We start from the raw sequence: 26627 nt of genomic DNA on the forward strand, positions 1-26627 counted from the left end.
GGCCCGTCAGCGCGGGCCGATACGGCGTTCGAGCCGCTCGCTCACCTCCGGGCACAACTCCCGGGTGATGTCCAGGAAGGCCGCCAGGACGGGGGAGCGGTCCTGGGCGCGGAACGACATCACCAGCTCCGGCAGCTCCACCCGCGGACTCACCTCGCACACCCGGGTGCCCGGCCGCGCCGCCACCCGCAGACACGCCGGCCCGAGCCCCACCCCCACCCCGCACGACGCCAGCCCGATGATGGTGTGCACATCCCGCGCCTCGGTGACGCCACCGGTCCGCGCGGGCGCGTCGGCGCCCTCGCCCAGCAGCCCGGCCAGCCAGCCGGCCACCACCGGCTCCTCATCCGCGGGCGCGACGATCAGATGCTGCCCCTTGAGCTGGTCGGTGCTCACCTTGCGCTGCCCGGCGAAGGGATGGGCGGCGCCGACGACCGCGACCAGATGGTCCCGGCCGACCGTGACCGCCACCAGATCCTCGGCACCCGCGCCCCGAGGCGCCCCGCGCCCGATCGCGACGTCCAGCTCGCCCGCGAGCAGCGCCGCCGTGGACCGGCGGGTCGACATCTCCTGAAGCCCCAGCCGCACCCCGGGGTGGTCGTGGATGAACCGGCCCAGCACGGACGGCAGCAGCTCCAGCAGCGCCGAGCCGATGAAGCCGAGCCGCAGCCGCCCCGTCTCGCCCCGGGCGGCCCGGCCCGCATCGGACACGGCCGCCGACATCTCCGCCAGCGCCCGGTGCGCCCTGGCCAGGAACGCCTCGCCGGCGGCGGTCGGGAACACCCCGCGCGCCGTACGGTCGAAGAGCCGCGCGCCCAGTTCCCGCTCCAGCGCCGCGATCTGCTGGGACAGCGGCGGCTGGGCGATGCCCAGGGCGGCCGCCGCCCGTCCGAAGTGCTGATGTTCGGCCAGCGCCAGGGCGTACCGCAGATGTCGTGCCTCCATCGGGCCGAGGATACCGCGACGCGATATGCGGCGGATATCGGCGGGACGGTTGTCAGATATAGCGGTGGATGACGCCGTGCCGTCCGGGTGGACTGTCCCCCATGAGTTCCACGAGTGCCACGCATTCCGAGACCCCCATGAGCGATTCCCGCCCCGACCCTTCCGACACCGTGTTCGTGCTGGTCCACGGCGCCTGGCACGCCTCCTGGCAGTGGGCGTCCACCCAGCGCGCCCTGGCCCGGCGCGGCGCGGCGAGCCTCGCCGTCGACCTGCCGGGACACGGTTTCGACGCCCCGCTCCCCTCGGGCTACCACCTCCCCGGCCAGCCGGACGTGGCCACCGAGAAGTCCGCGCTGGCCGGGCTGACCCTGGAGGAGTGCGCCGGGGCCGTCGTCACCGCGCTGCGATCGGTCCGCCGCCATCGGAGGGTGGTCCTCGTCTCGCACAGCGCCGGGGGCGCCGCCGCCTCCCTGGCCGCGGAGCGGGCGCCCGAGCTCGTCGACGAGCTGGTCCACCTGTCGTCCTTCGTGCCCGCCGGACGCCCCCGCTTTGCCGACTACCTGGCGTCCCCCGAGCAGACCGCGACCGTACGGGGGCAGGGGCTGATGCTGGGCGACCCGGAGGCCCTCGGCGCGTTCCGGATCAACCCGTTCTCCGCCGACCCGGACTACGTGGAGGAGCTGCGGCTGGCCTACTACCACGACGTCCCCGCCGCGTCCTTCGCCCGCTGGCGCCACGCCCTGAGCCCCGACCTGCCCTTCGCGGTGCCGACCACCCCGATCGCCCTGACCCGGGAGCGGTGGGGCAGCGTCCCGCGCACCTTCATCCGCTGCGCCGAGGACCGGGCGTGCACCCCCGCGCTCCAGGACCTGATGATCGCCGAGGCCGACGCGGCCATGCCGGACCACCCCTTCACCGTGGTCACGCTGCCGGGCAGCCATTCGCCGTTCGCCGCCCGCCCCGACGAGCTGGCCGCCGCGCTCACCGGGGGCCGCTGAACACCCCGGCCCGCCGGGGCGGCCGCCGTGCCGCCGGAGGCTGTCGGTCAAGCCGCCGGAGCCTGTCGGTCAAAGGGAGCACCTGGCCGCGAACGCCTCGACGCGGCCGTGGTCAGTCGGCGTCCTGCCCGTACCAGGCCCGCAGCTCGTGCTTCATCGACCGCTGGAACGCGATCACCAGCGCCTCCACCACCAGCGGCTGCATATGGGCCGACAGCGACTTCTTCGCCCGCATCCGCTCCGGTCCGCTCCCGGACTCGTGCTCCCGCTCGGGCCCCCACACCTCGTCCCGGAACAGCCGGCTGAGCTCCCGCGCCGCCGAGCGGGTGTGTTCCGAGACGACCGCGTGGGCCGTGCGTATCGTCTCCAGCTCGATCGGCACGTCCAGCAGCCGCAGCCCCAGGTGGAGCACCTTGGGGTCGATCCGGAACCGGTCCGGGTCGTCGGTGCGCTCCAGCGCCTCCAGCGCGGCCAGCCGGTCGATGTCGCCCTCTGTGAGCTCCCGTCCGGCCCGCCGGTCCAGCTGCTCACGGCTCGCCTCCTCGGGGGCGTCCGGCCCCCAGGAGGCGACCAGGGCGCGGTGGATCGCCAGATCGTCCTCGCTCAGATCCCGCGGCAATTGGCTCAGATAGCGTTCGATGGCGGACAGGGTCATGCCGTGGCGCTGCAACTGTTCGATCAGCGCGAGCCGGGAGAGATGCCCGGGGCCGTAGTGGCCGACCCGGCGCGGGCCGATCACCGGGGGCGGAAGCAGCCCGCGGGTGCCGTAGAAGCGGATGGTGCGCACGGTCACCCCGGCGCGGGCCGCCAGCTCGTCGACGGTGAGGGTGGGTTCCTCGGTGCCGGGGATGGTCATCGGCCGTGCCTCGCTCTCCGCGTCGTCCTGTTCCGCCGTACTGCTGCCCGATCGGGCCCATCAGTATCGCTGTCGCACCAACACTGTGAAACCTCCCCACCGCGACGGGCTCACCCCCCGGACCGGTCCGCTCACCGGTGGCGCGGGCGCGCACACTGGAACACGAGAGGAGTGACCGCGTCACCGCACGCCCGCTGGTCCCATGAGCACGCAGAGCCCCCGCGCCACCACCGAAGGCCACGACCCGCCGCCTCCCGGCGGCATCCTGTGGGCGATCGCGGGGGAGCTGCGCAGCGTGCTCGCCCTGCCGGCCGCGATGACCATGCAGGTGGCCCATCCGGCCGTCGGGGCGGGCGTGGACCGGTACTCCGTCTTCCGCACCGACCCCTGGGGGCGCGGCGAGCGCTCGCTGCGGTCGGTGCAGCTGTGGGTGTACGGCGGGGCGGAGGCCGAGACGGAGGGCCGCCGGCTGCGCGGGCTGCACGCGTCCATCCAGGGCGTCGACGCGCACGGCCGCCCCTACCGCGCGCTCGACCCGCCCGTCTACGCCTGGGTGCACGCCACCGGCTATCCGGTCTATCTGCGGGCCCAGCGCTATCTGGGCACCCGCCCCTTCACCGCGGCCGAGGAGCGGCAGCTGTACGGGGAATGGCTGCGGATCGGCCGGGTGCTGGGCATCGACAACCGCGCCATGCCGGGGTCCGTCGAGGAGTTCTGGCCCTACTACCGCGCGATGGTGCGGGAACGGCTGGAGCCGACCGTCGTCGCCCGTGAACTGACCGCGCCCGACGCGTCCGTGCCGCCGCCGGGTCCGCTGCCGCCGCGGCTGCTGTGGCCGCTGCTGCGCCCGCTGTTCACCCGGTTCCGCGCGTTCCTCACCGTGGGGCTGATGCCGCCGGACGCGCGGGAGGCGATCGGACTGGAGTGGACCCCAGGGCAGGAGCGGCGGCTGCGGTGGTTCGGGAGGGGCGTCCGGGTGGTGGTCCCGCTGCTGCCCGAGCGGCTGCGCTACCTCCCCATCGCCCGCGAGGCCCGGCGCCGCGCCCGTGCCGGACGGCGATGGCAGCGTGGACGGCGCAGGTGGCGCAGGTGGCGCAGGTGGCGCATGGGCCCGAAGACCGGTCACCGCGCCTGATCGCCCTCGTCAGGTGCGTCGGCCCGATGGCGCTCGGCTGTCTCCGCCCGCGGGCGGCTACCGCCGCGGCGTCAGCCGGTAGGCCGTACGTCAGCCGGTAGACGGTGCAATCAGCCGGTGGGTCGTCGTGCGTCAGCCGGTGGGTCGTGCGTCAGCCGGTGGGTCGTGCGCCAACTGGTAGACGGTGCGCCAGCCGTAGGCCGTGCGCCGACGGTAGACCGTACGCATGCCACGCGCCGTGGACGCGCGAGGCCCCGGCCGGGGTGGTGGAACACCCGGCCGGGGCCCCGAAGGCTCAGTGGCCGTGCGCCCCGTGGCCGTGGGCGCTGTGCGTGTCCTGGATGCGCTGCCACGACTTCGGCCGCGCCGGAGCCTTGGCCGGGCTCAGCTCCGCCGCCCGCGCCTGCGCCGCGGCCGGCTTGCCAGGGGTGAACAGCCAGGTGTCGAAGAGCGAGGCCAGCGGCTTGCCCGACACCTTCTCCGCGTAGGTCACGAAGTCCCGGACCGAGGCGTTCCCGTACCGGTGCTCCGCCGTCCAGCCCTTCAGGATCGCGAAGAAGTCCTGGTCGCCGATGCGGTTCCGCAGCGCCTGGAGGGCCAGCGCGCCCCGGTCGTACACCGCGTCGTGGAACTGGTTCTCCGCCCCCGGGTCGCCCGGCTCGACCTGCCAGAAGGGGTCGTCGGCCGGGTAGGAGGCGTAGGTGTAGTCCGCCAGCTCCTGCGCGGTGCCCTCGCCCTCCTTCTCCGACCACAGCCACTGCGCGTAGCTGGCGAAGCCCTCGTTGATCCAGATGTCGCGCCAGTCCTTCAGCGAGACGCTGTCGCCGAACCACTGATGGGCCAGCTCATGCACCACCAGCGAGGTGTTCGCGCCCTTGGCGAACCCCTTCGGGCTGTAGAACGGCCGGGTCTGGGTCTCCAGCGCGTAGCTCGTGGGCACGTTGGGCACATAGCCGCCCAGCGCGTCGAAGGGGTACGGGCCGAAGACCGTGGACTCCCAGTCCACGATCTCCGCCGTCCGCTCCACGCTGGCCCGCGCCGCGCCCGCGTTGTCCCCGAGGTCCTTGCTGTAGGCATTGATCACCGGCAGACCGCCTGCGGTGGTGTCCGTCGTGATGTCGAACTTGCCGACCGCCAGCGTGGCCAGATACGTGGCCTGCGGCTTGCTGGAGCGCCAGTTGTAGCGGGTCCAGCCCAGTTTGGAGCTGGTCGACCGCAGGGTGCCGTTGCTGATCGCCTGTGTCCCGTCCGGCACCGCCACCGATACGTCGTAGGTGGCCTTGTCGAGCGGATGGTCGTTGCTCGGGAACCACCACCAGGCCGACTCCGGCTCATTCGCCGCGACCCCGCCGTCCGGGGTGCGCAGCCAGGAGGTGAAGCCGCTGGCCACGACCTTCGAGGGGGTACCGCTGTAGCGCACCACCACGGTGAAGGGGCTGCCGGAGGTCAGCGGTGCGGCCGGGGTGACCTCCAGCTCGTGGTCGCCGGTCGCCTCGAACGCGGCCTTCTTGCCGCCCACCAGCACCTCGCTCACATCGAGCGCGAAGTCCAGGTCGAACCGGGACAGATCCTGCTTGGCGTCGGCCACGATCGTCGCCGTGCCCTCCAGCCGGTCGGTCGTCGGCTGGTACTTCAGCCGGAGGTCGTAGTGGGAGACGTCGTACCCGCCGTTGCCGTACGAGGGGTAGTACGAGTCCCCGATGCCGGGGGCGCCCGGCGTGGCGTCGGCCGCCGACGCCGGGATCGCCAGCAGCAGGCAGGCCGCGGCCGCGCCCGGGACGAGAAGTCTGTGGTGACGCACGAGTCCTCCAACTCGTTGGGGAGAACGATCACTGGCGACCTTATGTACTCCGCGCATCTACTCCGCGTCCATCACGCCGTCCGACATCCAATCGACATCCGGCCGCAACGCGCACCGATCCGGACCCGTTCCGCCCCGCATCGCCCTCTTCTGCGCGGGAGTTGACTCGCGCTACCGTCCGGCCGTGTTGTTACCGAGGCGGACATCCCGCATCTCCTGGACCACGCTCGTGCTGTCGGCGGTCACCGCGCTGGTCGCCACCGCCGTATCGCTGCTGCCACCGCTCGGCGCCCCGGCCGCCCACGCCGCTTCCACCACTTCCGCCGGACCGAACGGGCAAAACAGACCGGCCGGACCGCAGAGCGAACCGGTCTACTCCTACCAGAACGCCATCCGTGAATCCGTATGGGTGGACACGAGAGTCGACGGCGACGCGGACGGGCGCACCGACCGGGTCGCCGTCGACATCGTGCGGCCGCGCGAACCCGCTCAGCAGGGCCGCCGCATCCCCGTCATCATGGACGCCAGCCCCTACTACTCCTGCTGCGGACGGGGCAACGAGAGCCAGACCAAGACCTATGACGCCGCCGGGAATCCGGTCCTCTTCCCGCTCTTCTACGACAACTACTTCGTGCCGCGCGGCTACGCCACCGTCCTGGTCGACCTCGCCGGAACCAACCGCTCCGACGGCTGTGTGGACATCGGCGGCCGCTCCGACATCCAGTCGGCCAAGGCCGTCGTCGACTGGCTCAACGGCCGCGCGACCGGATACACCACCCGCACCGGCACCCGGACCGCCAGGGCGAGTTGGTCCAACGGGGCCACCGGCATGATCGGCAAGAGCTACGACGGCACCATCGCAGGCGGCGTCGCCGCCACCGGCGTCAAGGGGCTCAAGACCATCGTGCCGATCGGCGCCATCTCCTCCTGGTACGACTACTACTTCGCCAAGGGCGCCCCGCTCTTCGACTCCGGCCCGGACGGACTCTCGGACGCCGTCGAGAGCGATGACGCGCACGCCCGCTGCGCCGCCGTACAACAACGCCTGGTCGACGGCGCCCCGCGGAACGGCGACTGGACCGGTCTGTGGAGCGCCCGTGACTACGTACCGGCCGCCGGCAAGGTGCGGGCCAGCGTCTTCGCCGTCCACGGGGCGCAGGACCTCAACGTCCGCACCAAGCACCTCGGACAGTGGTGGGACGCACTCGCCGACGCGGGCGTCGAGCGCAAGATCTGGCTCTCGCAGACCGGCCACGTCGACCCGTTCGACTTCCGGCGCGAGGAGTGGGTGCGCACCCTGCACCGCTGGTTCGACCACTACCTCCTCGGCATCGACAACGGCATCGAGCGCGAGCCGATGGCCGATGTCGAACGCGCCCCCGACCAGTGGTCAACCGACCGCGTCTGGCCCCCGTCCGGCACCCGGCAGACCACCCTGCGCCCGCGCGGCGGCGCCACGGCCGGGGTGGGCGTGCTCGGCACCGAGCGGGCCGAACCCGGCGCGACGGAGAGCTTCACCGACGACCCCGCGCTGAGCGAGGCCGACTGGGCCGCGGCGATCGACACCTCGACGCCCGGCAAGGCGGGCTTCACCACCGGCCCGCTCGAGCGGGACCTGCGGCTGTCCGGCTCCGGCACGGTCACCGTCACCGCCACGCCCTCCGCCGGCAGCGCCCATCTCTCCGCGGTCCTGGTCGACCTGGGCCCGGCCACCATCCGGGACTACACCGCGGCGGGCGAGGGGATCACCACCCTCGACCGGCGCGACTGCTGGGGCAGCGGTACGGCGGGGGACAGCGGCTGCTTCAAGGAGACCGTCGCGGATCGGAGAAACGTCGACTACACGGTCTTCAGCCGCGGTTGGGCCGACCTCGGGCACTTCGCGGACGACGGCAAGGGCCGCCCGCTGACCCCGGGCACGGCGTACACCATCACCCTCGACCTCGCGGCGACCGACCATGTCGTCCCGGCCGGTCACCGCCTCGGCCTGATCATCGCCGGCACCGACGCGGGCCTTCTGGAACCGCCGTCCACCACCCCGCGGCTGACGCTGGATCTGTCCCGCACCTCGGCCCGCCTTCCGCTGCTCGGCGGTGCCCCGAAGACCGCGGCCGCCCCCTCGCACCCGGCGGCCGCACCGCCGCTGAAGGGCGTCCGGGCCCCGCGGCGCCACACCCCGCTCCCGGCCATGCCCGACCACCACATCACCGCAGGTCGACCCGTCAACAGCCGCTGATCGAAACCTTTTTGCGGCACGCGAAAACCCCGGCCGTCGGCCGGTTGGCATGCCTCTCCAGGTCCTGGGTAGCCGCAACTCCACCACCTAAACCCAGTGAAAGGTTTTTTTGCGTGCCGCAGACAGGATCAACTTCGGGGGACGTCAGCGGCGTTCCTCCCGTCACCGTGGAGCTTCCCGGCCCTGACCCCGCCGGGCCCCATCGGACCCCCCGGACGGACCGCGTGGTCTTCGGCGTCTCCGCCGCGCTCACGCTGGCCTTCGTCGTCTGGGGGGCCGTTGCCACCGACACCCTGGAGAGCGTCTCGGACAGCATGCTCTCCGGGCTGATCCACAACGGTGGATGGGCCTTCGTCCTCGCCGCCTCGGGCTTTGTGATCTTCGCCCTCTGGCTGGCCATGAGCCGCTACGGCAAGATCACGCTCGGTAAGGAGGGCGAGGAACCCGAGTTCCGCACCGTCTCATGGGTCGCGATGATGTTCAGCGCGGGCATGGGCATCGGTTTGATGTTCTACGGCGTCAGCGAGCCGCTGGCCCATTTCATGGACCCACCGCCCGGGACCGACCCCGGCAGCGCGGCCGAGAAGATGCAGACCGCGATGTCCACCACGCTCTTCCACTGGACGCTGCACCCCTGGGCCATCTACGCGGTGGTCGGCCTGGCCATCGCGTACAGCACCTTCCGCCGCGGCCGCAGGCAGACGATCAGCGCGGTCTTCACCCCGCTCATGGGCTCGAAGAACGCCAATGGCTGGGCCGGCCGGGTGATCGACATCCTGGCCATCTTCGCCACGCTCTTCGGCTCCGCCGCCTCGCTCGGCCTCGGCGCGCTCCAGATAGGCAGCGGTGTGGAGGTGCTGGGCTGGAAGAGCGATGTGGGCACGGGGCTGCTGGTCGCCGTCATCGCGGTATTGACGGTCGCCTTCATCGCGTCCGCCGTCTCGGGTGTCGCCAAGGGCATCCAGTGGCTGTCCAACATCAACATGGTGCTGGCGCTGTTCCTCGCGGTCTTCGTCTTCGTGGCCGGCCCGACGATCATCATCCTCGATCTGCTGCCGACCTCGATCGGCTCGTACCTCGGAGACCTGCCGCAGCTGGTGGGCCGGACCGAGGCCACCGGCGGCCAGTCGGTCGCGGACTGGCTGAGCAGCTGGACGGTCTTCTACTGGGCCTGGTGGATCTCCTGGACGCCGTTCGTGGGCATGTTCATCGCCCGGATCAGCCGCGGCCGCACCATCCGGCAGTTCGTGGGCGGTGTGATCCTGGTCCCGAGCACCGTCAGCCTGATCTGGTTCGCCATCTTCGGCGGGTCGTCGATGAAGCTCCAGGCCGCGGGGAAGCTGGGGGAGGAGTCCACCCCCGAGGGGCAGCTGTTCGGGGTGCTGGACCAGTACCCGGTCGCCGGTGTGATGAGCGTGCTGGTGATGATCCTGGTCGGTATCTTCTTCGTCTCCGGCGCCGACGCGGCGTCCATCGTGATGGGCACCCTCTCGCAGAAGGGCGCCTTCGAGCCGACCCGTTTCGTCGTCGTCTTCTGGGGTGTGGTCACGGGCGCGGTGGCGGCCGTCATGCTCCTGATCGGCGGCGGTGGTGACGACGCCCTCACCGGGTTGCAGAACCTGACGATCCTGGTGGCGGCGCCCTTCACCCTGGTGATGGTGGGCCTGTGTTGGGCGCTGCTGAAGGATCTGCGCCGCGATCCGCTGATCGTCCGGGGCGAGAAGGGCGAGGAGGCCGTCGAGATGGCGGTCATCGCCGGCCATGAGAGGTACGACGGCGAGTTCGAGATCCGTATCGGCCCGGCGACCCCGTCCGACGCCGACACTCCGGCCGCCTCCGACACCCCGTCCGAGAACGAGGACGGCGCGGCCGTACCGGGCGACCGCGACCCCATGGCCAAGGCCCGCTAGCCCGCTAGCCGCCTCGGCCGGCCCCGCCGTCCCCACTGGGCACGGCCTCTTCCCGCCGCCCGGACCCCACGGTCCGGGCGGCGCTCCGCGTCGGGGGAACGGCGAGGTCGGGGAAGCGGCGACCCGGGCCGCCCGGCACACCGCCGTTTCCCCTGATACCGGCCCGAACCGGGAATACTTGGGCCATGATCTCCGAGTACGTGACCTTCGGCCTGGCGCCGGCGATGCGCGCGGGTGGTGTGCTGGCCGATGGCACGTACCAGACGCACCGCGACTTCCTGGACTTCGTGGTGGACGGCCGGCCCCTGCTGGCCCGCCTGGCCGACCTGGACGCGGTCTCGCCGCTCGCCGCCGGCCTCGAACCCTCCGTCTTCGCCGAGCAGGTGCGCAGGCTGCTGCTGGAGGCCGAGTCGCCGCTGGAGGGGAGCCGGTTCGTCATCTACGGCTGCCCGGAGTGCGAGGGACCGGCGTGCGGGGCCGTCACCGCCGTCATCGAACGGGACGGTCCGGACGTCGTCTGGCGTGACTTCGGCCGGCAGACCGACCAGACCCCGGACGTCGAGCGCGACGGCTACCACGGCATCGGCCCCTACCGCTTCCGCGGCGAGGAGTACCGCGCCGCGCTGGAGCGGCTGCTGCCCGCCGACGGCGCACCCGCGCCCGAGCTCCCGGCCGGACCGCGGGCGCTGCTCATCGGACAGCGCGCCGCCGTCCTCGCCAAGCTCGCCGCCGCGCTGCGCCGGATCGGCATCGGCGCCGAGATCACCTTGGACGCGGCCTGCGCCCACGCGGACGAACTGCGCAAATACGGTGCGGTGGTGTTCGGCCGGACGGTGGGTCAGGAGGAGCGCGACGCGGTCCGGGACGCCTTCGCCGCGGCGCGCTCCGACGCGGTGTGCGTCACCGCGCTCACCCCGCTCGTCCCCGTGCTCGTCGCCCAGGTCGAACAGGCCTTGGACCGAACCCCCCACGACCGTCGCCGCCTCCTGCGCCTGACGGCGGTGGCGGGCGGCGCCGAGGCGGTGGTCGAGATCGCGTCCGCCTGCCGGGTGCGGCTGGTGGCCCACCGCCTCGACCGGCTGTCCCGGCACCACGCGCGCGACCTCTTCGACGACGTGCTGCACCCGGGCGCCCACCGCATCCCCCTGGACACCCGCGCCCTCCGCGGCCGATCCTTCCTGGAGGCCCGCACCAGCGACGCGGTGCTGGTCACCCCCGTGAAACGGTAGGGCAGACGCCGCCCCCAGGTCCCGCTGAGCGGCCCGGGACCGACCACGGTGCCCATTCCGCTACGTGGCCCGGGGCCGACCGCGGTGCCCTTTCCGCCCGTCCTGGCCGCTGTGACGGTGGGGAACCGCCCGTCCGCCCCTCCGACTCGGCCGCCGCCTTGGCGGCCCGGCTCCTCGGGCCCATTCGCCGAGCGGCTTCTCGCGCTCCCGGACCCGCCCGGCCCGCACAAGGGTCCGCTCTCCGGCGCTGAGTGGACACCACCCGGTCGGCCGCGTGGGCGTGCCCGGCTGCTCCCGGACGTGGCTGCTCAGGGTGACGGCTGCTCCCGGGCGTCGCTGTTCCTGGGCAGGGTCGATCCCGGGCACGACGGTCCCGAGCTACGACCGCCGCCGGGCATCGGCAGGGCCTGGGCTACGGCCGAAGCCGGACGCGCGGTCGCGGACGCAGCAGGTCGCGGCCGTGGTCGACCGGATGTCGGAGTGGCCGGGCGTCTGGTCACTGACGAAGGCCGAGCTGAGATAGCGGCCCCGCCGCTTCGTGGCCTGCCGGGCGGCCTCGCCCCGGCCGGGAGCCGGAGACCGGGAGCCGGAGACCGGGAGCCGGAGACCGGGAGCCGGACTGGATCGGGGCCGGGGCCGGGGACCGGACCGGATTGGGGAGGCCGCCCCGGCTCCCGGCCTCGCCATGGCGGGGCCGGGAGCCGGGGGCGAACCGCGTTGTCGCCCGGGAGGCTAGCGCTGCTTCGGGTCCAGGAGGCCCGCCCGGCGCAGGGCGTCGGCCATCGCTCCGTTCACCGGGCCCGCGTCGCGGCCTCCGCCGCGCTGGCCACGGCCGCCGCCCTGGCGCTGCTGGGGCGCGCCGCGACGGCCTCCGCCGCGCTGGCCGCGGGCGTCGTCGGAGCGGCCGCGGTCACGGCCGCCGCCGGACGGGGTGCCCGCCTCGTCGTCGAGCCGGAGCGTCAGCGAGATCCGCTTGCGCGGGATGTCGACGTCCAGGACCTTCACCCGCACGATGTCACCGGGCTTGACCACGTCCCGCGGGTCCTTGACGAACGTCTTGGACATCGCGGAGACGTGCACCAGGCCGTCCTGGTGCACCCCGATGTCGACGAACGCCCCGAACGCCGCCACATTGGTGACCACGCCCTCCAGGATCATTCCGGCCGACAGGTCGCCGATCTTCTCGACGCCCTCCTTGAAGGTCGCGGTCTTGAAGGCGGGACGGGGGTCGCGGCCCGGCTTCTCGAGCTCCTTGAGGATGTCGCTGACCGTCGGCAGGCCGAAGGCGTCGTCCACGAACTCGTCCGGCCGCAGGCCGCGCAGCACCGCCGTGTTGCCGATGAGGGCGGACACATCGCCGCCCGCCTTGGTGGCCATCCGCCGCACCACCGGATACGCCTCGGGGTGCACGCTCGACGCGTCCAGCGGGTCGTCGCCGCCGCGGATGCGCAGGAAGCCCGCGCACTGCTCATACGCCTTGGGACCGAGCCGGGCCACGTCCTTGAGCGCCTTACGGTTGCGGAACGGGCCGTTGCTGTCGCGGTGGGCCACGATGTTCTCCGCGAGGCCGGTGCCGATGCCCGACACCCGGCTGAGCAGCGGGGCGGAGGCCGTGTTGACGTCCACCCCCACACCGTTGACACAGTCCTCGACGACCGCGTCGAGCGAGCGGGAGAGCTTCACCTCGGACAGATCGTGCTGGTACTGGCCGACCCCGATCGACTTCGGATCGATCTTGACCAGTTCGGCCAGCGGATCCTGGAGCCGGCGCGCGATGGACACGGCACCGCGCAGCGAGACATCGAGATCCGGCAGCTCCTGCGAGGCGAAGGCGGAGGCCGAGTACACGGAGGCGCCCGCCTCCGACACCATCACCTTGGTGAGCTTCAGCTCGGGGTGCTTGCCCAGCAGCTCGCCCGCCAGCTTGTCGGTCTCGCGGGACGCCGTGCCGTTGCCGATCGCGATGAGCTCCACATCGTGCTCACGCGCCAGCCTGGCGAGCTTGGCGAGGGACTCGTCCCACTGGTTGCGGGGGACGTGCGGATAGATCGTGTCCGTGGCCGCCACCTTGCCGGTCGCGTCGACCACGGCCACCTTCACACCCGTACGGAAGCCGGGGTCGAGGCCCATCGTGGCGCGGGTGCCCGCCGGGGCGGCGAGCAGCAGATCGCGCAGGTTGGCGGCGAAGACCCGGACGGCCTCGTCCTCGGCGGCCTGCCGCAGCCGCAGCCGCAGATCGATGCCGAGGTGGACCAGGACGCGGGTGCGCCAGGCCCAGCGCACCGTGTCGGCCAGCCACTTGTCGGCGGGGCGGCCGCGGTCGGCGATGCCGAAGCGCTGGGCGATGGAGCGCTCGTAGGAGGTGGGGCCGGTCTCCTCGGAGGGCTCCTCCGGCTCCAGGGTGAGGTCGAGGACTTCCTCCTTCTCCCCGCGGAACATCGCCAGCACCCGGTGCGAGGGCAGCTCGGTGAACGGCTCGGCGAAGTCGAAGTAGTCGGCGAACTTGGCCCCCGCCTCCTCCTTGCCCTCCCGCACCTTGGTGGCCACCCGGCCGCGTGTCCACATGCGCTCGCGCAACTCGCCGATCAGGTCGGCGTCCTCGCTGAACCGCTCGGTGAGGATGGCCCGTGCCCCCTCCAGCGCGGCGGCGGCGTCCGCGACGCCCTTCTCGGCGTCCACGAAGGCGGCCGCGGCGGCCATGGGCTCCACGGTCGGGTCGCCCAGCAGCCCGTCCGCGAGGGGCTCGAGCCCCGCCTCACGGGCGATCTGCGCCTTCGTACGCCGCTTGGGCTTGTAGGGGAGGTAGATGTCCTCCAGCCGGGCCTTGGAGTCCGCGGCGAGGACCTGCGCCTCCAGGGCCTCGTCCAGCTTGCCCTGGGAGCGGATCGACTCGAGGATCGCGGCGCGCCGCTCCTCGAGCTCCCGCAGATAGCGCAGCCGCTCCTCCAGGGAGCGCAGCTGCGCGTCGTCGAGCATCTCCGTCGCTTCCTTGCGGTAGCGCGCGATGAACGGCACGGTGGAGCCGCCGTCGAGCAGCTCGACGGCGGCTTTGACCTGCCGTTCCCGTACACCGAGTTCCTCGGCGATCCTGCCTTCGATGGACGTCGTCACGATCACGCTCCGCTTCCGGTCTGCACTGCCCCTGCATTGTGGCAGGTGGCACCGACGAAGCGGACGCGGCGGACCCATTCGGCGGGCCGGGAGGGTCGGGGGCGGGAATCACACATGCCTGCGACGGCGTGGCCCGCCCGCCGCGTCCGAGGCACCGCCGAAGAGGCGGGCCAGCGCGCGGAAGGGAAGCGTCACCACGGTCGCGATGGCGGCACCGATGGCGCGGAGCACGTCGGCGATGGCACGGAACACGGGGACCTCCTGTCGTTCGGTGGCGGGGTCGGCGGCGGCCGCCGGGCACCGTTCGCTACGCGGCGCACGGGCAAGCGCCGGCGTGCGCGGCGCGCGTTGTGGGCGCCCGGTTGTCAGACGGCCGATCGCGCACGACAAGCGGGTATCCCGGTGTGCTGCGGCCAAACCCCGCCCGGCCGGGCGGGGTTTGTGCCGGTCCCACCGTTGCCGGTCCCGCCGAGTCCCGCCGGGTGCTTCGCGCCTGAGGCCTGGGGGGGGAGGCGCGGCGCCGCGGCCCCCCCGCTCGCGCCGTGCTTCCCCCCGGAGGCACGGAACGGGCGCGGGGCGGACCCCTCGACCGGTCCGGGCCGGGCCGACCCGATCCGACCCAGTCCGGTCCGGCCCGGATCAGCGGGTCAGCGGTTGCCCAGCAGGTCCGCCGGGAAGGCGCCGTTCTCGCGGGCGGTCGTGGTGAAAGAGGTGGCCAGCTCGGTCAGCCGGGCCACGCCCGCGGCGCCCAGGTGCTCGTACGGCGCCGCGTCCAGGCGGTCCGTCTCGTCCTCCAGGGACTGGCGCAGCCGCGCGCCCTCCTCCGTCAACTCGTTGTCGGCGGTGAGCAGTCCGCGGTCGCGCAGCCGCTGCCGGCCCGCCTCCCACTCCTCGGCGCTGAAGCCGCGGGTGAGCAGGACCCACTTGGTGGACATGCCCTTACCGGTCGCGGTGTGGGAGGCCAGCGCCTCGACCGCGTCGAGCCCGGCGCCGACCAGCGTCATCAGATGGCCGTCGCCCCGGTACTCGCGCAGCAGCGTGGCGGCGTGCCACAGCGCCAGATGCGGGGCGTCCGGGACGGGCAGATCGGCGTGCGCGGCGTACAGGGGGCGCGCCAGGCGGGAACACGCCTCCGTGGCGCGCAGCGCCAGCTCCGCGGCCTCGGCCATCTCCTTGGAGGCGATGACCTCCTCGCCCAGCACCCGCCGCAGCACCGAGTCGGCTGCCCGCAGCCGGGCCTCCAGGGCGGCCTCGGGGGAGACCACGTCCCACGCGGCCGGAAGGTGGCGGGCGACCAGCTCATGGCTGAAGTGGAAGAAGGTCGCGGTGACGGTGCCCGGACCCACCCGTCCCATGGCCGCCGCGCGGGAGACGAAGTAGGTGGCGGAGCTGTCCTCCAGGCCCAGCTTGGCGAGTTCCTCGCCGCAGTCGGGGGAGAAGTAGATGGTGGAGTGGATCGGGTTGACGACGCTGTAACACTGATACGCGGCGCGCTCGGGAAGTGTGGTCATGGACCGCACGTTACCGACAGGTAGTCACATCTGGTAACCCGGAATCCCCCACAACCCGTCAGGTCTCCCCGGCCGCCGCCGGATCGCCGTCGGACCGCGCCGGTTCCCCGGTCGGCGGGGTCCAGCCGAAGCGCGCGGGGCGGCCTTCCAGGAAGGCCGCGACGCCCTCGGCGGCCTCCTCGCTCAGCCGCGCCTGCTCCTGCCAGTACGCCACCCGGTCCGGCCCGGCGGGCCCGGCCGCGAACTCCTTGGCCGCCGCCTGGGTGAGCCGCGACCGGGAGGCCAGCGTCCGCGTGAACTCCGCCACCCGCTTGTCGAGCCCGCCCACCGGCAGTACCTCGTCCACCAGCCCGGTGCGCAGCGCCCGTTCGGTGTCGATCAGTTCGCCCGAGAACAGCAGGAACTTGGCGGTGGCCGGTCCCACCAGCTCGACCAGCCGGCGGGTCGAGCCGGGGAAGTAGACGATCCCCAGCTTGGCCGGGGTGATCCCGAAGCGGGCGCCCTCTTCGGCGAACCGCAGATCGCAGGCGGCCGCGAGCTGACAGCCGCCGCCCACGCAGGAGCCGCGCACCGCCGCCAGGGTCGGCTTGGGGAAGGCGGCCAGCGCCTCCTCGGCGGGCAGCGCGAGCCCGGTGGTCTCCTCGTGCGCGTCGTACGTGGTGCCCAGCGAGCCGATGTCGGCGCCCGCGCAGAAGGAGTCCCCGTGCCCGGTGAGCACCAGTGCCCGTACGGCGGGGTCGGCGGCCAGCCGGGCCAGCAGCGGGGGCAGGGCACGCCACATGCCGGGGGTCATCGCGTTGCGCTTGGCGGGGTGGCGGATGACCACGGTCGCTATGCCGTCGGCGACCTCGTGCTCCAGACAGGGCTCCATGCGGCGGATCGTATCCGGGCCGCGTCGGAATCCAGGTGAGCAGGAACAGTCGAGCGCGTGACCCCGGCATACGCCAACGATCAAAAACGTTCGATAGGAGCCAAGTTGTGCTCAGTTCGCCGGGCCGTACCGAAGCTTCCCAACACTCGGTACCAGTGGTCGGGCCGCGGCGAGGGGTGGGTGTCGGACATGGAGACCGTCGGAAGAGTCCCCTCCGAAGCGGGTCATGCCCCGCCCCCGCCCCCGCGCCCGGCCCCGCCTCCGCCGGTCGCCTACGAGGGGGTGTGGCGGTTCACCGCACCCGCCCTCGACTCCTCCGTGCCCCAGGCCCGGCACGCGGTGCGCGAGCTGCTGGCCCACCAGCGGGTCCCGGCCGACGGCGAACTGGTGGAGAGCCTGCTGCTGATCGTCTCCGAACTGGTCACCAACGCCGTACGGCACGCCGCGCTGCTCTCCCCCGAGATCGCCGTCGAGGTGGCCCTGAGCCGGGACTGGGTGCGGGTCGCCGTCGAGGACAACCACCCCTACCGGCCCGTCGCCCTGGTGGCGGACCAGGGCCGGACCGGGGGGCGTGGACTGCTGCTGGTGACGGCGATCACGGAGGCGGCGGGCGGCGTCTACGACGTCGACCACACGGCGAGCGGCGGCAAGGTGGTCTGGGCCGCCCTGCCGCTGCCCGGCGCCGCTACCAGCCCGCCGCCGTCCCGGTGAGCTCCCGGATCGCCGGACGGGCCGCGTCCAGCACGGTCATGAACCACGCCGAGAACGGCCCCTCGGTGCGCAGCTTCTCCAGCTCGTCGGGGGTGACGAAGGCGACCTCGGCGATCTCCTCGGGATCGGGGCGCGGCGCCACCCGCACCAGCCCCGCGAAGAGGTGGTTGTACTCCTGCTCCACCAGGCCCGAGGCCGGGTCGGGGTGGTTGTAGCGGACCGTGCCCGCCTCCCGCAGCAGCGCGGGCGCCACGCCCAGCTCCTCACCGGTGCGCCGGGCGGCGGCAACGAACGGCGGCTCACCGGGGTAGGGGTGGCCGCAGCAGGTATTGGACCAGACCCCGGGGGAGTGGTACTTGCCCAGTGCGCGGCGCTGGAGCAGCAAGCGCCCTCTGTCGTCGAACAGGAACACGGAGAACGCCCGGTGCAGCCGGCCGGGTGCGAGATGCGCGGAGAGCTTCTCCGCGGTGCCGATCGTCGTACCGTCCTCGTCGACCAGCTCGAGCATGATCGGTTCCGCGGAACCACTCGGCGCGGAGGGCACGGCGGTCTCGGCGGAGCCGCCGTTGGCAGGTGTGATCGGCATGACCATCCTCATAGTTCCGACTCGTGAACGTCCAAGTCTGCCGCAACTGTGCCGCCTGACCGTGTCAGTGGCACGGCTCGGCTTCATGACCAGCATGCCCATCCGGTTCCCGCTGGAATGTGCGGTGCCCGACGTCGAAACGCTCAGCCGCGCCGGGCCCCGGGGTGGTGCCGGCACCACCCCGCCCAGGCCGACTCCACCATCGCGCGGACATCGTGCCGGGCGCTCCAGCCCAGCTCCTTGGTGATCAGTTCGGTGGATCCGACGACCCGGGCCGGATCGCCCGCCCGGCGCGGACCGGTCACCGGAGTCAGTTCCGGGCGGCCGGTGATCTCGCCGATCAGATCGGCCATCTCACGTACCGAGACGCCCTGACCGGTGCCGATGTTCACCGTGAGATCGCCCGGCGCCCGCTGCGCGGCCAGCCGGCGGGCCACGGCCAGATGGGCCGAGGCCAGGTCCTCGACATGGATGTAGTCGCGCACACAGGTGCCGTCGGGGGTGTCGTAGTCGTCACCGAAGATCAGGGGCGGCTGTCCCGCGGTGATCCGCTCGAACATCATCGGGATGACATTGGACACTCCGGTGTCGGCCAGCTCGGGGCGCGTGGCCCCCGCCACATTGAAGTAGCGCAGACAGGCCGTGGCGAGGGAGTGGGCCGCGCCCGCCGCCCTGACCAGCCATTCTCCGGCCAGCTTGGTTTCTCCGTAGGGATTGATCGGCCGGCACGGGGTGTCCTCGGTGACACGTTCCACATCGGGCATGCCGTAGACGGCGGCGGAGGAGGAGAAGAGGAAGCGGCTGACCCCGGCCGCGACCGCCGCCTCCAGCAGCACCGTGAGCCCGTGCACATTCTCCCGGTAGTAGCGCAGCGGCTGCTCCACGGACTCCGCCACCTGCTTCTTCGCCGCGAGATGCACCACACCGGTCACGTCCAGCTCGGCGAAGGCGCGGTCCAGCAGCTCACGGTCGAGGGTGGAGCCGCATACCAGCGGGACGCCCTCGGGCAGCCGCGCCCGGACGCCGTCGGACAGATCGTCGAGCACGGCCACCGGCTCACCCGCCTCGGCCATGGCCCGCACGACATGCGACCCGATATATCCGGCACCACCTGTGATCAGCCATGTCATGCCCCGCACCCTATCCGCGGCGGGGCGGTCGCCGTTTGTGAAGGACAGCCGCCATCGACCATGATGATCGGCGGCGCGGAAGCGGTCGTTCCCCCGATCGTGTGGTGAATGTGCGGTGAACGGACGCTTCCATCGATCCGATAGCCTCTGCCGGACGTGCCGCCCGCCCCTCGTGGGGCCAGGGCGTGCGATGCCCGTTGTCCGCAGGGCCCAGGCCGGTGCCGCCAGTGGCGCGGCCACCATGTCAGCTGCCAAGGAGTGAGTTCGTCTGTCGACCGCGATTCTCACCGGTGCGCCGATCGCCGGCTCGTCCCTCGAGGGCGACCTGCGGTCGCTGGGCTTCGACGTGCGTACGGCGGCCGACGCCGCCGGAGTCACGGCGGCGCTCGCCGCCGTCCCCGCCCGGGAGCGGGTGGCCCTCGTCGACCCCCGCTTCGTCGGCCACGTCCACGCCCTGCGGCTGGCCCTCACCGACCCCCGCTTCCCCGCGGCCGCGACGCGCGGAGCGCTGAGCGTCCAGCCCGAGGCGCGTACGGCACTGGCCCGCGCGGCGGCCGCTTCGGCCGCCGGGAACGGCGGTGGGGCGCTCCCCGCCGTCCCGGCATCGGTGCCCGCCACCGTGCCCGGCGGGGCGGGACCGGCCCAGCCGCCCGTCGGCTCCGCGCCGGACCCCGCCGTCGGCGCGCTCGCCGCCGCCGCGCCCGGTGAGGCCGCGCCCGCGGCCACTCCGGGCGCGGCCGACGCCCCCTCCTGGGTGGACGACATCGCCGCGCGTCTCGACGCCGACGGTGTCGCCGTCCACCGGCCCGAGCTCGGGGTGCTCGTCGCCGCCGTGCCCGGCGACGCGCCGGCGCGGGCGAGGGCGCGCGACGCCGTGGACGCGGTGGACGACGAGCGGGTGCGGCTGCGGAGTGCCGTGAAGTCGCGGGACGGCTTCTTCACGACCTTCTGCATCAGCCCCTACTCCCGCTATATCGCCCGCTGGTGCGCCCGGCGCGGGCTGACCCCCAACCAGGTCACCACCGCCTCCCTCCTCACCGCGCTCATCGCGGCGGCCTGCGCCGCCACCGGCACCCGGCCCGGGTTCGTCTCGGCCGGGGTGCTGCTGATCGCCTCGTTCGTCCTCGACTGCACCGACGGGCAGCTGGCCCGCTACTCGCTGCAGTACTCCACGCTCGGCGCCTGGCTGGACGCCACGTTCGACCGGGCCAAGGAGTACGCCTACTACGCGGGCCTCGCCCTCGGCGCCGCCCGCGCCGACGGCGATGACGTATGGGCGCTCGCGCTCGGCGCGATGGTGCTCCAGACCTGCCGCCACGTGGTGGACTTCGCCTTCAACGAGGCCAACCACGACGCCACCGGCAACACCAGCCCCACCGCCGCCCTCTCCGGCCGCCTCGACAGCGTCGGCTGGACGGTCTGGCTGCGCCGCATGGTCGTGCTGCCGATCGGTGAGCGCTGGGCGATGATCGCCGTGCTGACCGCGTTCACCACTCCCCGTATCACCTTCGCGGTGCTGCTCGTCGGCTGCGCGCTGGCCGCCTGCTACACCACCGCCGGCCGGGTGCTGCGCTCGCTCACCCGCCGGGCGGAGCGTACCGACCGGGCGGCCCGCGCCCTCGCGGAGCTGGCGGACTCCGGTCCGCTCGCCGAGTCGGCCGCCAAGGCGGCCGCCCGTAAGGCGGGTTCCTACCTCGCCCCGCTCTCGGCCGCCCTCGGGGCCGCGGCTGTCCTGGCCGGCACCGCGGCCACCGGTTTCGGCTCCTGGGTGCCCGTCGGATGCGCCGTGCTCTACGCGGTCCTCGCGGGGGTCGCCGTCGCCGCGCCCCTCAAGGGCCCGCTCGACTGGCTGGTGCCGCCACTCTTCCGCGCCGCCGAATACGGCACCATCCTGATCCTGGCGGCCCGCTCGGAGGTGAACGGCGCCTTGCCGGCGGCTTTCGGGCTGGTTGCGGCGGTCGCCTACCATCACTACGACACGGTGTACCGCATCCGCGGTGGCACCGGGGCGCCCCCGCGGCGGCTGGTGCGGGCGATCGGCGGGCACGAGGGGCGGACGGTGGTGGTCACGCTCGCCGCTGCCCTGCTGCACCACCAGAACCAAGGTTTCACCATCGCGTTGACCGCTCTCGCGGCGGCCCTCGCGCTGACGGTGCTCATCGAGAGCATCCGCTTCTGGGTGTCCTCCAAAGCACCCGCAGTACACGACGAAACAGGAGAACCCGCATGATCGGCCTTGTGCTCGCGGCCGGCGCCGGACGGCGTCTGCGTCCCTACACCGACACGCTCCCCAAGGCCCTGGTGCCCGTAGGACCCGAGGGGAAGGAAGGCGAGACGACCGTCCTCGACCTGACCCTCGGCAACTTCGCGGAGGTCGGTCTGACCGAGGTCGCCATCGTCGTCGGCTACCGCAAGGAGGCCGTGTACGAGCGCAAGGAGGCCCTGGAGCAGCGGTACGGCCTCAAGCTCACGCTGATCGACAACGACAAGGCCGAGGAGTGGAACAACGCCTACTCCCTCTGGTGCGCCCGTGACGCGATCAAGCACTCCGTGATCCTCGCCAACGGCGACACCGTGCACCCGGTCTCCGTCGAGAAGACCCTGCTGGCCGCGCGCGGCAACGGCCAGAAGATCATCCTCGCGCTGGACACGGCCAAGCAGCTCGCCGAGGAGGAGATGAAGGTCGTCGCCGACCCCGACAAGGGCGTGCGGAGGATCACCAAGCTGATGGACCCGGCCGAGGCGACCGGTGAGTACATCGGCGTCACCCTCATCGAGGGCGAGGCCGCCGCGGACCTCGCGGACGCGCTGAAGGCCACGTACGAGCGCGACCCCCAGCTGTACTACGAGGACGGCTACCAGGAGCTGGTCAACCGCGGCTTCCAGGTCGACGTGGCCCCGATCGGCGACGTCAAGTGGGTCGAGATCGACAACCACGACGACCTGGCGAAGGGCCGTGAGATCGCGTGCCAGTACTGACGAGGCTCATCCCCTCGCCGCTCGTCGTCGACATTCGCGCGGGCGCCCTGGACGATCTCGCGGGGGTCCTCGCCGACCAGCGGATCTCCGCCTCCGGCAAGCTGGCCATCGCCATCAGCGGCGGCTCCGGCGCCCTGCTGCGCGAGCGGCTGGCGCCGGCGCTGCCGGGCGCCAGCTGGTACGAGGTCGGCGGCGGCACCCTGGATGACGCGATCAAGCTCGCCGACGCCATGAAGTCGGGCCACTACGACGCGGTCGTGGGGCTCGGCGGCGGCAAGATCATCGACTGTGCGAAGTTCGCCGCGGCGCGGATCGGCCTGCCGCTGGTCGCCGTCGCCACCAACCTCTCGCACGACGGCCTGTGCTCCCCGGTCGCGACCCTCGACAACGACGCGGGCCGCGGCTCGTACGGGGTGCCCAACCCGATCGCCGTGGTCATCGACCTCGATGTGATCCGCGAGGCGCCGGTCCGCTATGTGCGCTCCGGTATCGGCGACGCGCTCTCCAACATCTCCGCGGTCGCCGACTGGGAGCTGTCCAACCGCGAGACCGGTGAGCAGATCGACGGACTCGCCGCCGCCATGGCACGCCAGGCGGGCGAGGCCGTGCTGCGCCACCCCGGCGGGGTCGGCGACGACGCCTTCCTCCAGGTGCTGGCCGAGGGGCTGGTGCTCACCGGCATCTCCATGTCGGTCGCGGGGGACTCCCGCCCGGCGTCCGGTGCCTGCCACGAGATCAACCACGCCTTCGACCTGCTCTTCCCCAAGCGCGCCGCCAGCCATGGCGAGCAGTGCGGCCTGGCCGCCGCCTTCGCGATGCGGCTGCGCGGGGCGCACGAGGAGTCGGCGCACATGGCCGAGGTGCTGCACCGGCACGGTCTGCCCGTGCTGCCCGAGGAGATCGGCTTCACCGTGGACGAGTTCGTCCAGGTCGTGGAGTTCGCTCCGAAGACGCGCCCCGGCCGCTACACGATCCTCGAGCACCTCGACCTCTCATCCGACGCGATCAGGGACGCATACGCCGACCATGCCAAAGCAGTCAGTCAAGCCATCAGTGGCTGAACTCCGTCCGGTCGTCCACCCCGCGGGGGTGAAGGACCGGCGGAGCGGTGAGCACTGGGCCGGGCGCCTCTACATGCGCGAGATCTCGCTGCGCTGCGACCGGCACCTGGTGAACACGCGGGTCACGCCCAACCAGCTGACGTATCTGATGACCGTCTTCGGCGTCCTCGCCGCCCCGGCCCTGCTGGTGCCGGGGATCGCGGGCGCCGTGCTCGGGGTGCTGATGGTCCAGCTCTACCTGCTGCTGGACTGCGTGGACGGCGAGATAGCCCGCTGGAAGAAGCAGTTCTCGCTGGGCGGTGTGTATCTGGACCGGGTCGGCGCCTACCTGTGCGACGCCGCGGTGCTCGTCGGCTTCGGTCTGCGCGCGGCCGATCTGTGGGGCTCCGGGCGGATCGACTGGCTGTGGGCGTTCCTCGGCACCCTCGCCGCGCTCGGTGCCATCCTGATCAAGGCCGAGACCGACCTGGTCGGGGTCGCCCGGCACCAGGGCGGTCTGCCACCGGTCAAGGAGGCGGCCTCCGAGCCGCGCTCGTCCGGTATGGCGCTGGCCCGCAGGGCGGCCGCGGCGCTGAAGTTCCACCGGCTGGTCCTCGGGGTCGAGGCGTCGCTGCTCATCCTCGTGGTGGCGGTCGTGGACCAGGTGCGCGGCGACCTGTTCTTCACCCGGCTGGGCGTTGCCGTACTGGCCGGTATCGCCCTCCTGCAAACCCTGCTTCACCTCGTGTCCATCCTCGCGTCGAGCAGGCTCAAGTGAACCCGAGCACCATGAAGGTCGGAGCGATCGTCCTGACGATGGGCAATCGCCCCGAGGAGCTGCGCGCACTCCTCGACTCGGTCGCCAAGCAGGACGGCGACCCGGTCGAGGTGGTCGTCGTGGGCAATGGATCGCCGCTGCCCCCGCTTCCCGAGGGCGTCCGGACCGTCGAGCTGCCCGAGAACGTGGGCATCCCGGCGGGTCGCAACGTCGGCATCGAGGCGTTCGGACCCGGTGGGTCGGACGTCGATGTGCTGCTGTTCCTCGACGACGACGGGCTGCTGCCGGGCACCGACACGGCCGAGCTGTGCCGGCAGGCGTTCGCCGCCGATCCCGGGCTCGGCATCATCTCGTTCCGCATCGCCGACCCCGACACCGGTGTCACCCAGCGTCGCCATGTGCCCCGGCTGCGTGCCTCGGACCCCCTGCGGTCCTCCCGGGTGACCACCTTCCTGGGCGGCGCCAACGCGGTCCGTACCGCGGTGTTCCAGCAGGTCGGAGGGTTGCCGGACGATTTCTTCTACGCGCATGAGGAGACCGATCTGGCCTGGCGGGCGCTGGACGCCGGCTGGATGATCGATTACCGGTCGGACATGGTGCTGCACCATCCGACCACCGCGCCGAGCAGGCACGCGGTCTACCACCGGATGGTGGCCCGCAACCGGGTCTGGCTGGCCCGGCGTAACCTTCCTGCCCTGCTCGTACCCGTCTACCTGGGCGTCTGGCTGCTGCTCACACTGGCCAGACGTCCGTCGAAAACCGCACTTCGGGCCTGGTTCGGAGGGTTCAGGGAAGGCTGGAAGACACCGTGTGGTCCACGTCGGCCCATGAAGTGGCGTACGGTATGGCGCCTGACCCGACTGGGCCGACCTCCTGTCATCTGACAAGCTCGTATCGAAGAGCATCGGGCGCGACCCGGGGCGCGGCCCCGCTCAGCGCACCCTGAAGACGAAAGTGTCAACTGTGAGCGAGACTACGCACGACGGTGCGGTAGCCGTGAGTGCCCCGCCATCAGCCGACGACGGCCTGTCCCCGGCCGAGCTGGCGAAGAAGTACGGGCTGTCGGTGAGCGGCGCCCGGGTGGGCCTCGGCGAGTACATCCGCCAGATGTGGGGCAGGCGCCACTTCATCCTGGCCTTTTCGCAGGCCAAGCTCACCGCCCAGTACAGCCAGGCCAAGCTCGGCCAGCTGTGGCAGGTGGTGACCCCGCTGCTCAACGCCGCGGTGTACTTCTTCATCTTCGGCCTGCTGCTGGGCGGCCGGGGCGGTATGAAGAACGACATGTACATCCCGTTCCTGGTGACGGGCGTGTTCGTCTTCACCTTCTCGCAGGCCTCCGCGATGGCCGGGGTGCGTGCCATCTCGGGGAACCTGGGCCTGGTGCGGGCCCTGCACTTCCCGCGTGCCTCGCTCCCCATCTCGTTCGCGCTCCAGCAGCTCCAGCAACTGCTCTTCTCGATGATCGTGCTGGTCGTCGTCCTGCTGGGCTTCGGGCACCTCCCGGACTTCGCATGGCTGCTGGTCGTCCCGGCCCTGGCGCTGCAGTTCGTCTTCAACACCGGTCTGGCGCTGATCCTGGCCCGGATGGGGGCCAAGACCCCGGACCTGGCGCAGCTGCTGCCGTTCCTCCTGCGCACCTGGATGTACGCCTCCGGCGTGATGTACCCGCTGGAGCACATGCTCAACAAGGCGGGAGCGCACCCCTGGGTGTCCGATCTCCTGCTGGCCAACCCGGCGGCGGTCTACATGGACCTGATGCGCTACGCCCTGATCAACGACTACCCCTCGTCGAACCTGCCGCCGCACGTCTGGGCACTGGCACTGGGGTGGGCGGTGCTGATCGGCTTCGGGGGTTTCGTGTACTTCTGGAAGGCAGAGGAGCAGTACGGCCGTGGCTGAGCAAACCCTTGACAAGGCAGATAAAGCCGCTAAGGCGGACAAGGCCGCCAAGGAGGGCAAGGCCGCCAAGGCGGGCGAGGGGGCCCAGGGGGCTCGCGCCGAGGCGCGGGTGCCCACCGTCATCGCCGACGACGTCCACATCGTCTACCGCGTCAACGGCGGGCCCAAGGGCCGGGGCAGTGCCACCGCCGCCCTCAGCCGCATCCTGGGCCGCAAGGGCGCCCCGGGCATGCGCGAGGTGCACGCCGTGCGCGGGGTCACCTTCGTGGCGTACAAGGGTGAGTCGATCGGTCTGATCGGGTCCAACGGCTCCGGCAAGTCGACCCTCCTCAAGGCCGTCGCGGGGCTGCTGCCCACCGAGCGCGGCAGTGTCTACACCGACGGCCAGCCGTCGCTGCTCGGTGTGAACGCGGCGCTGATGAACGACCTCACCGGTGAGCGGAACGTCATCCTGGGCGGTCTGGCCATGGGGATGTCGCGGGAGCAGATCCGTGAGCGCTACCAGGACATCGTGGACTTCTCGGGCATCAACGAGAAGGGCGACTTCATCACCCTGCCGATGCGGACCTACTCCTCCGGTATGGCGGCCCGGCTGCGCTTCTCCATCGCCGCGGCCAAGGACCACGACGTGCTGATGATCGACGAGGCGCTGGCCACCGGTGACCGGAAGTTCCAGAAGCGCTCCGAGGCCCGCATCCGGGAGCTGCGGAAGGACGCCGGAACGGTCTTCCTCGTCAGCCACAACAACAAGTCCATCCGGGACACCTGCGACCGGGTGCTGTGGCTGGAGAAGGGCGAGCTGTTGATGGACGGCCCGACCGACGAGGTCATCAAGGCGTACGAGAAGGAGACCGGCAAGTAGCCGCACCGCGAACGCCGGCCCTATAGACCATCAGGCCCC

22 protein-coding genes are annotated in these 26627 nt (G+C 72.2%); 13 read left to right on the forward strand and 9 right to left on the reverse strand.

Features of this window, described 5'->3' with window-relative positions:
* Positions 1-6 precede the first annotated feature (6 nt).
* Entirely contained in the window at positions 7-945 is a 939-nt protein-coding gene (locus tag N6H00_RS32030; RefSeq protein ID WP_268975314.1) for a LysR family transcriptional regulator, read from the reverse strand.
* Positions 946-1046: 101 nt separating this feature from the next.
* On the opposite strand from N6H00_RS32030, the gene N6H00_RS32035 reads away from it, so the two are divergent.
* Entirely contained in the window at positions 1047-1943 is an 897-nt protein-coding gene (locus N6H00_RS32035; RefSeq protein ID WP_443073099.1) for an alpha/beta fold hydrolase, read from the forward strand.
* Positions 1944-2055: 112 nt separating this feature from the next.
* Here the strand turns inward: N6H00_RS32035 and N6H00_RS32040 are convergent, their stop codons facing one another.
* On the reverse strand, positions 2056-2799 hold the full coding sequence (locus N6H00_RS32040; protein ID WP_268975315.1) for a MerR family transcriptional regulator: 744 nt from the start codon (positions 2797-2799) through the stop codon (positions 2056-2058).
* 202 nt (positions 2800-3001) lie between these two features.
* On the opposite strand from N6H00_RS32040, the gene N6H00_RS32045 reads away from it, so the two are divergent.
* Positions 3002-3934 carry an oxygenase MpaB family protein gene (locus N6H00_RS32045; RefSeq protein ID WP_268975316.1) on the forward strand — a complete coding sequence of 311 codons (933 nt, stop codon included), beginning with the start codon at positions 3002-3004 and terminating at the stop codon, positions 3932-3934.
* 295 nt (positions 3935-4229) lie between these two features.
* On the opposite strand, the gene N6H00_RS32050 is transcribed toward N6H00_RS32045, so the two are convergent.
* Complete coding sequence (locus N6H00_RS32050) at positions 4230-5735, reverse strand: M1 family metallopeptidase (RefSeq protein ID WP_268975317.1); 1506 nt, start codon at positions 5733-5735, stop codon at positions 4230-4232.
* Between the two features lie 184 nt (positions 5736-5919).
* Between N6H00_RS32050 and N6H00_RS32055 the strand changes: the two genes are divergently transcribed.
* From N6H00_RS32055 to N6H00_RS32065, 3 genes are all read left to right on the forward strand, one after another.
* A complete protein-coding gene (locus N6H00_RS32055) occupies positions 5920-7971 on the forward strand; it encodes a Xaa-Pro dipeptidyl-peptidase (protein ID WP_268975318.1) in 2052 nt (683 codons plus the stop codon).
* A 113-nt stretch (positions 7972-8084) separates the two neighbouring features.
* On the forward strand, positions 8085-9881 hold the full coding sequence (locus N6H00_RS32060) for a BCCT family transporter (protein WP_443073100.1): 1797 nt from the start codon (positions 8085-8087) through the stop codon (positions 9879-9881).
* A gap of 185 nt (positions 9882-10066) precedes the next feature.
* On the forward strand, positions 10067-11110 hold the full coding sequence (locus N6H00_RS32065; protein ID WP_268975319.1) for an oxidoreductase: 1044 nt from the start codon (positions 10067-10069) through the stop codon (positions 11108-11110).
* Between the two features lie 732 nt (positions 11111-11842).
* Here N6H00_RS32065 and N6H00_RS32070 read toward each other — a convergent pair.
* From N6H00_RS32070 to N6H00_RS32085, 4 genes are all read right to left on the reverse strand, one after another.
* Positions 11843-14221: a Tex family protein gene (locus tag N6H00_RS32070; RefSeq protein ID WP_268975320.1), complete on the reverse strand. Its 2379-nt coding sequence runs from the start codon at positions 14219-14221 to the stop codon at positions 11843-11845.
* A gap of 108 nt (positions 14222-14329) precedes the next feature.
* Positions 14330-14473, reverse strand: a complete 144-nt coding sequence (locus N6H00_RS32075; protein WP_164502495.1) for an LPFR motif small protein — start codon at positions 14471-14473, stop codon at positions 14330-14332.
* Positions 14474-14868: 395 nt separating this feature from the next.
* Positions 14869-15732 (reverse strand): SCO6745 family protein, encoded by an 864-nt coding sequence (locus N6H00_RS32080; protein WP_268975321.1) that lies wholly within the window; start codon positions 15730-15732, stop codon positions 14869-14871.
* A gap of 58 nt (positions 15733-15790) precedes the next feature.
* Positions 15791-16603, reverse strand: a complete 813-nt coding sequence (locus N6H00_RS32085) for an enoyl-CoA hydratase/isomerase family protein (RefSeq protein WP_268975322.1) — start codon at positions 16601-16603, stop codon at positions 15791-15793.
* Between the two features lie 189 nt (positions 16604-16792).
* Between N6H00_RS32085 and N6H00_RS32090 the strand changes: the two genes are divergently transcribed.
* Entirely contained in the window at positions 16793-17314 is a 522-nt protein-coding gene (locus N6H00_RS32090; protein ID WP_268975323.1) for an ATP-binding protein, read from the forward strand.
* Here N6H00_RS32090 and idi read toward each other — a convergent pair.
* Together idi and galE are read right to left on the reverse strand one after the other, a co-directional pair.
* Positions 17289-17900, reverse strand: coding sequence for an isopentenyl-diphosphate Delta-isomerase (idi, locus tag N6H00_RS32095; protein WP_268975324.1), 612 nt, complete (start codon positions 17898-17900; stop codon positions 17289-17291). The two genes, N6H00_RS32090 and idi, sit on opposite strands and share 26 nt — an antisense overlap.
* A 143-nt stretch (positions 17901-18043) precedes the next feature.
* Complete coding sequence (gene galE / locus N6H00_RS32100; protein ID WP_268975325.1) at positions 18044-19030, reverse strand: UDP-glucose 4-epimerase GalE; 987 nt, start codon at positions 19028-19030, stop codon at positions 18044-18046.
* A 298-nt stretch (positions 19031-19328) separates the two neighbouring features.
* On the opposite strand from galE, the gene N6H00_RS32105 reads away from it, so the two are divergent.
* The 7 genes from N6H00_RS32105 to N6H00_RS32135 all read left to right on the forward strand — a co-directional run bounded on the left by N6H00_RS32105 (position 19329) and on the right by N6H00_RS32135 (position 26588).
* Entirely contained in the window at positions 19329-21260 is a 1932-nt protein-coding gene (locus tag N6H00_RS32105) for a DUF5941 domain-containing protein (RefSeq protein ID WP_443073254.1), read from the forward strand.
* Entirely contained in the window at positions 21257-22009 is a 753-nt protein-coding gene (locus N6H00_RS32110) for a phosphocholine cytidylyltransferase family protein (protein WP_268975327.1), read from the forward strand. Before N6H00_RS32105 ends, N6H00_RS32110 begins: the two co-directional genes overlap by 4 nt.
* Complete coding sequence (locus N6H00_RS32115) at positions 21997-23070, forward strand: iron-containing alcohol dehydrogenase family protein (protein WP_268975328.1); 1074 nt, start codon at positions 21997-21999, stop codon at positions 23068-23070. The genes N6H00_RS32110 and N6H00_RS32115 overlap by 13 nt, the downstream gene beginning before the upstream one ends.
* Positions 23036-23827 (forward strand): CDP-alcohol phosphatidyltransferase family protein, encoded by a 792-nt coding sequence (locus N6H00_RS32120; RefSeq protein WP_268975330.1) that lies wholly within the window; start codon positions 23036-23038, stop codon positions 23825-23827. Before N6H00_RS32115 ends, N6H00_RS32120 begins: the two co-directional genes overlap by 35 nt.
* 11 nt (positions 23828-23838) lie before the next feature.
* The gene (locus N6H00_RS32125) at positions 23839-24711 is read left to right on the forward strand and encodes a glycosyltransferase family 2 protein (RefSeq protein WP_268977198.1); all 873 of its coding nucleotides are present in this window, start codon (positions 23839-23841) and stop codon (positions 24709-24711) included.
* Positions 24712-24790: 79 nt separating this feature from the next.
* Entirely contained in the window at positions 24791-25726 is a 936-nt protein-coding gene (locus tag N6H00_RS32130; protein ID WP_268975331.1) for an ABC transporter permease, read from the forward strand.
* The gene (locus N6H00_RS32135; protein WP_443073101.1) at positions 25719-26588 is read left to right on the forward strand and encodes an ABC transporter ATP-binding protein; all 870 of its coding nucleotides are present in this window, start codon (positions 25719-25721) and stop codon (positions 26586-26588) included. The genes N6H00_RS32130 and N6H00_RS32135 overlap by 8 nt, the downstream gene beginning before the upstream one ends.
* Positions 26589-26627 lie beyond the last annotated feature (39 nt).

The sequence above is a fragment of the Streptomyces sp. S465 genome, assembly GCF_026898115.1.
GTDB classification, from domain to species: Bacteria; Actinomycetota; Actinomycetes; order Streptomycetales; family Streptomycetaceae; genus Streptomyces; species Streptomyces luomodiensis.

Bases quoted from the DNA above. Each gene is read 5' to 3' on its own strand.
- N6H00_RS32030 (WP_268975314.1), bottom strand. From the start codon at position 945: ATGGAGGCACGACATCTGCGGTACGCCCTGGCGCTGGCCGAACATCAG.
- N6H00_RS32035 (WP_443073099.1), top strand. From the start codon at position 1,047: ATGAGTTCCACGAGTGCCACGCATTCCGAGACCCCCATGAGCGATTCC.
- N6H00_RS32040 (WP_268975315.1), bottom strand. From the start codon at position 2,799: ATGACCATCCCCGGCACCGAGGAACCCACCCTCACCGTCGACGAGCTG.
- N6H00_RS32045 (WP_268975316.1), top strand. From the start codon at position 3,002: ATGAGCACGCAGAGCCCCCGCGCCACCACCGAAGGCCACGACCCGCCG.
- N6H00_RS32065 (WP_268975319.1), top strand. From the start codon at position 10,067: ATGATCTCCGAGTACGTGACCTTCGGCCTGGCGCCGGCGATGCGCGCG.
- N6H00_RS32080 (WP_268975321.1), bottom strand. From the start codon at position 15,732: ATGACCACACTTCCCGAGCGCGCCGCGTATCAGTGTTACAGCGTCGTC.
- N6H00_RS32085 (WP_268975322.1), bottom strand. From the start codon at position 16,603: ATGGAGCCCTGTCTGGAGCACGAGGTCGCCGACGGCATAGCGACCGTG.
- N6H00_RS32090 (WP_268975323.1), top strand. From the start codon at position 16,793: ATGGAGACCGTCGGAAGAGTCCCCTCCGAAGCGGGTCATGCCCCGCCC.
- idi (WP_268975324.1), bottom strand. From the start codon at position 17,900: ATGCCGATCACACCTGCCAACGGCGGCTCCGCCGAGACCGCCGTGCCC.
- galE (WP_268975325.1), bottom strand. From the start codon at position 19,030: ATGACATGGCTGATCACAGGTGGTGCCGGATATATCGGGTCGCATGTC.
- N6H00_RS32110 (WP_268975327.1), top strand. From the start codon at position 21,257: ATGATCGGCCTTGTGCTCGCGGCCGGCGCCGGACGGCGTCTGCGTCCC.
- N6H00_RS32120 (WP_268975330.1), top strand. From the start codon at position 23,036: ATGCCAAAGCAGTCAGTCAAGCCATCAGTGGCTGAACTCCGTCCGGTC.
- N6H00_RS32125 (WP_268977198.1), top strand. From the start codon at position 23,839: ATGAAGGTCGGAGCGATCGTCCTGACGATGGGCAATCGCCCCGAGGAG.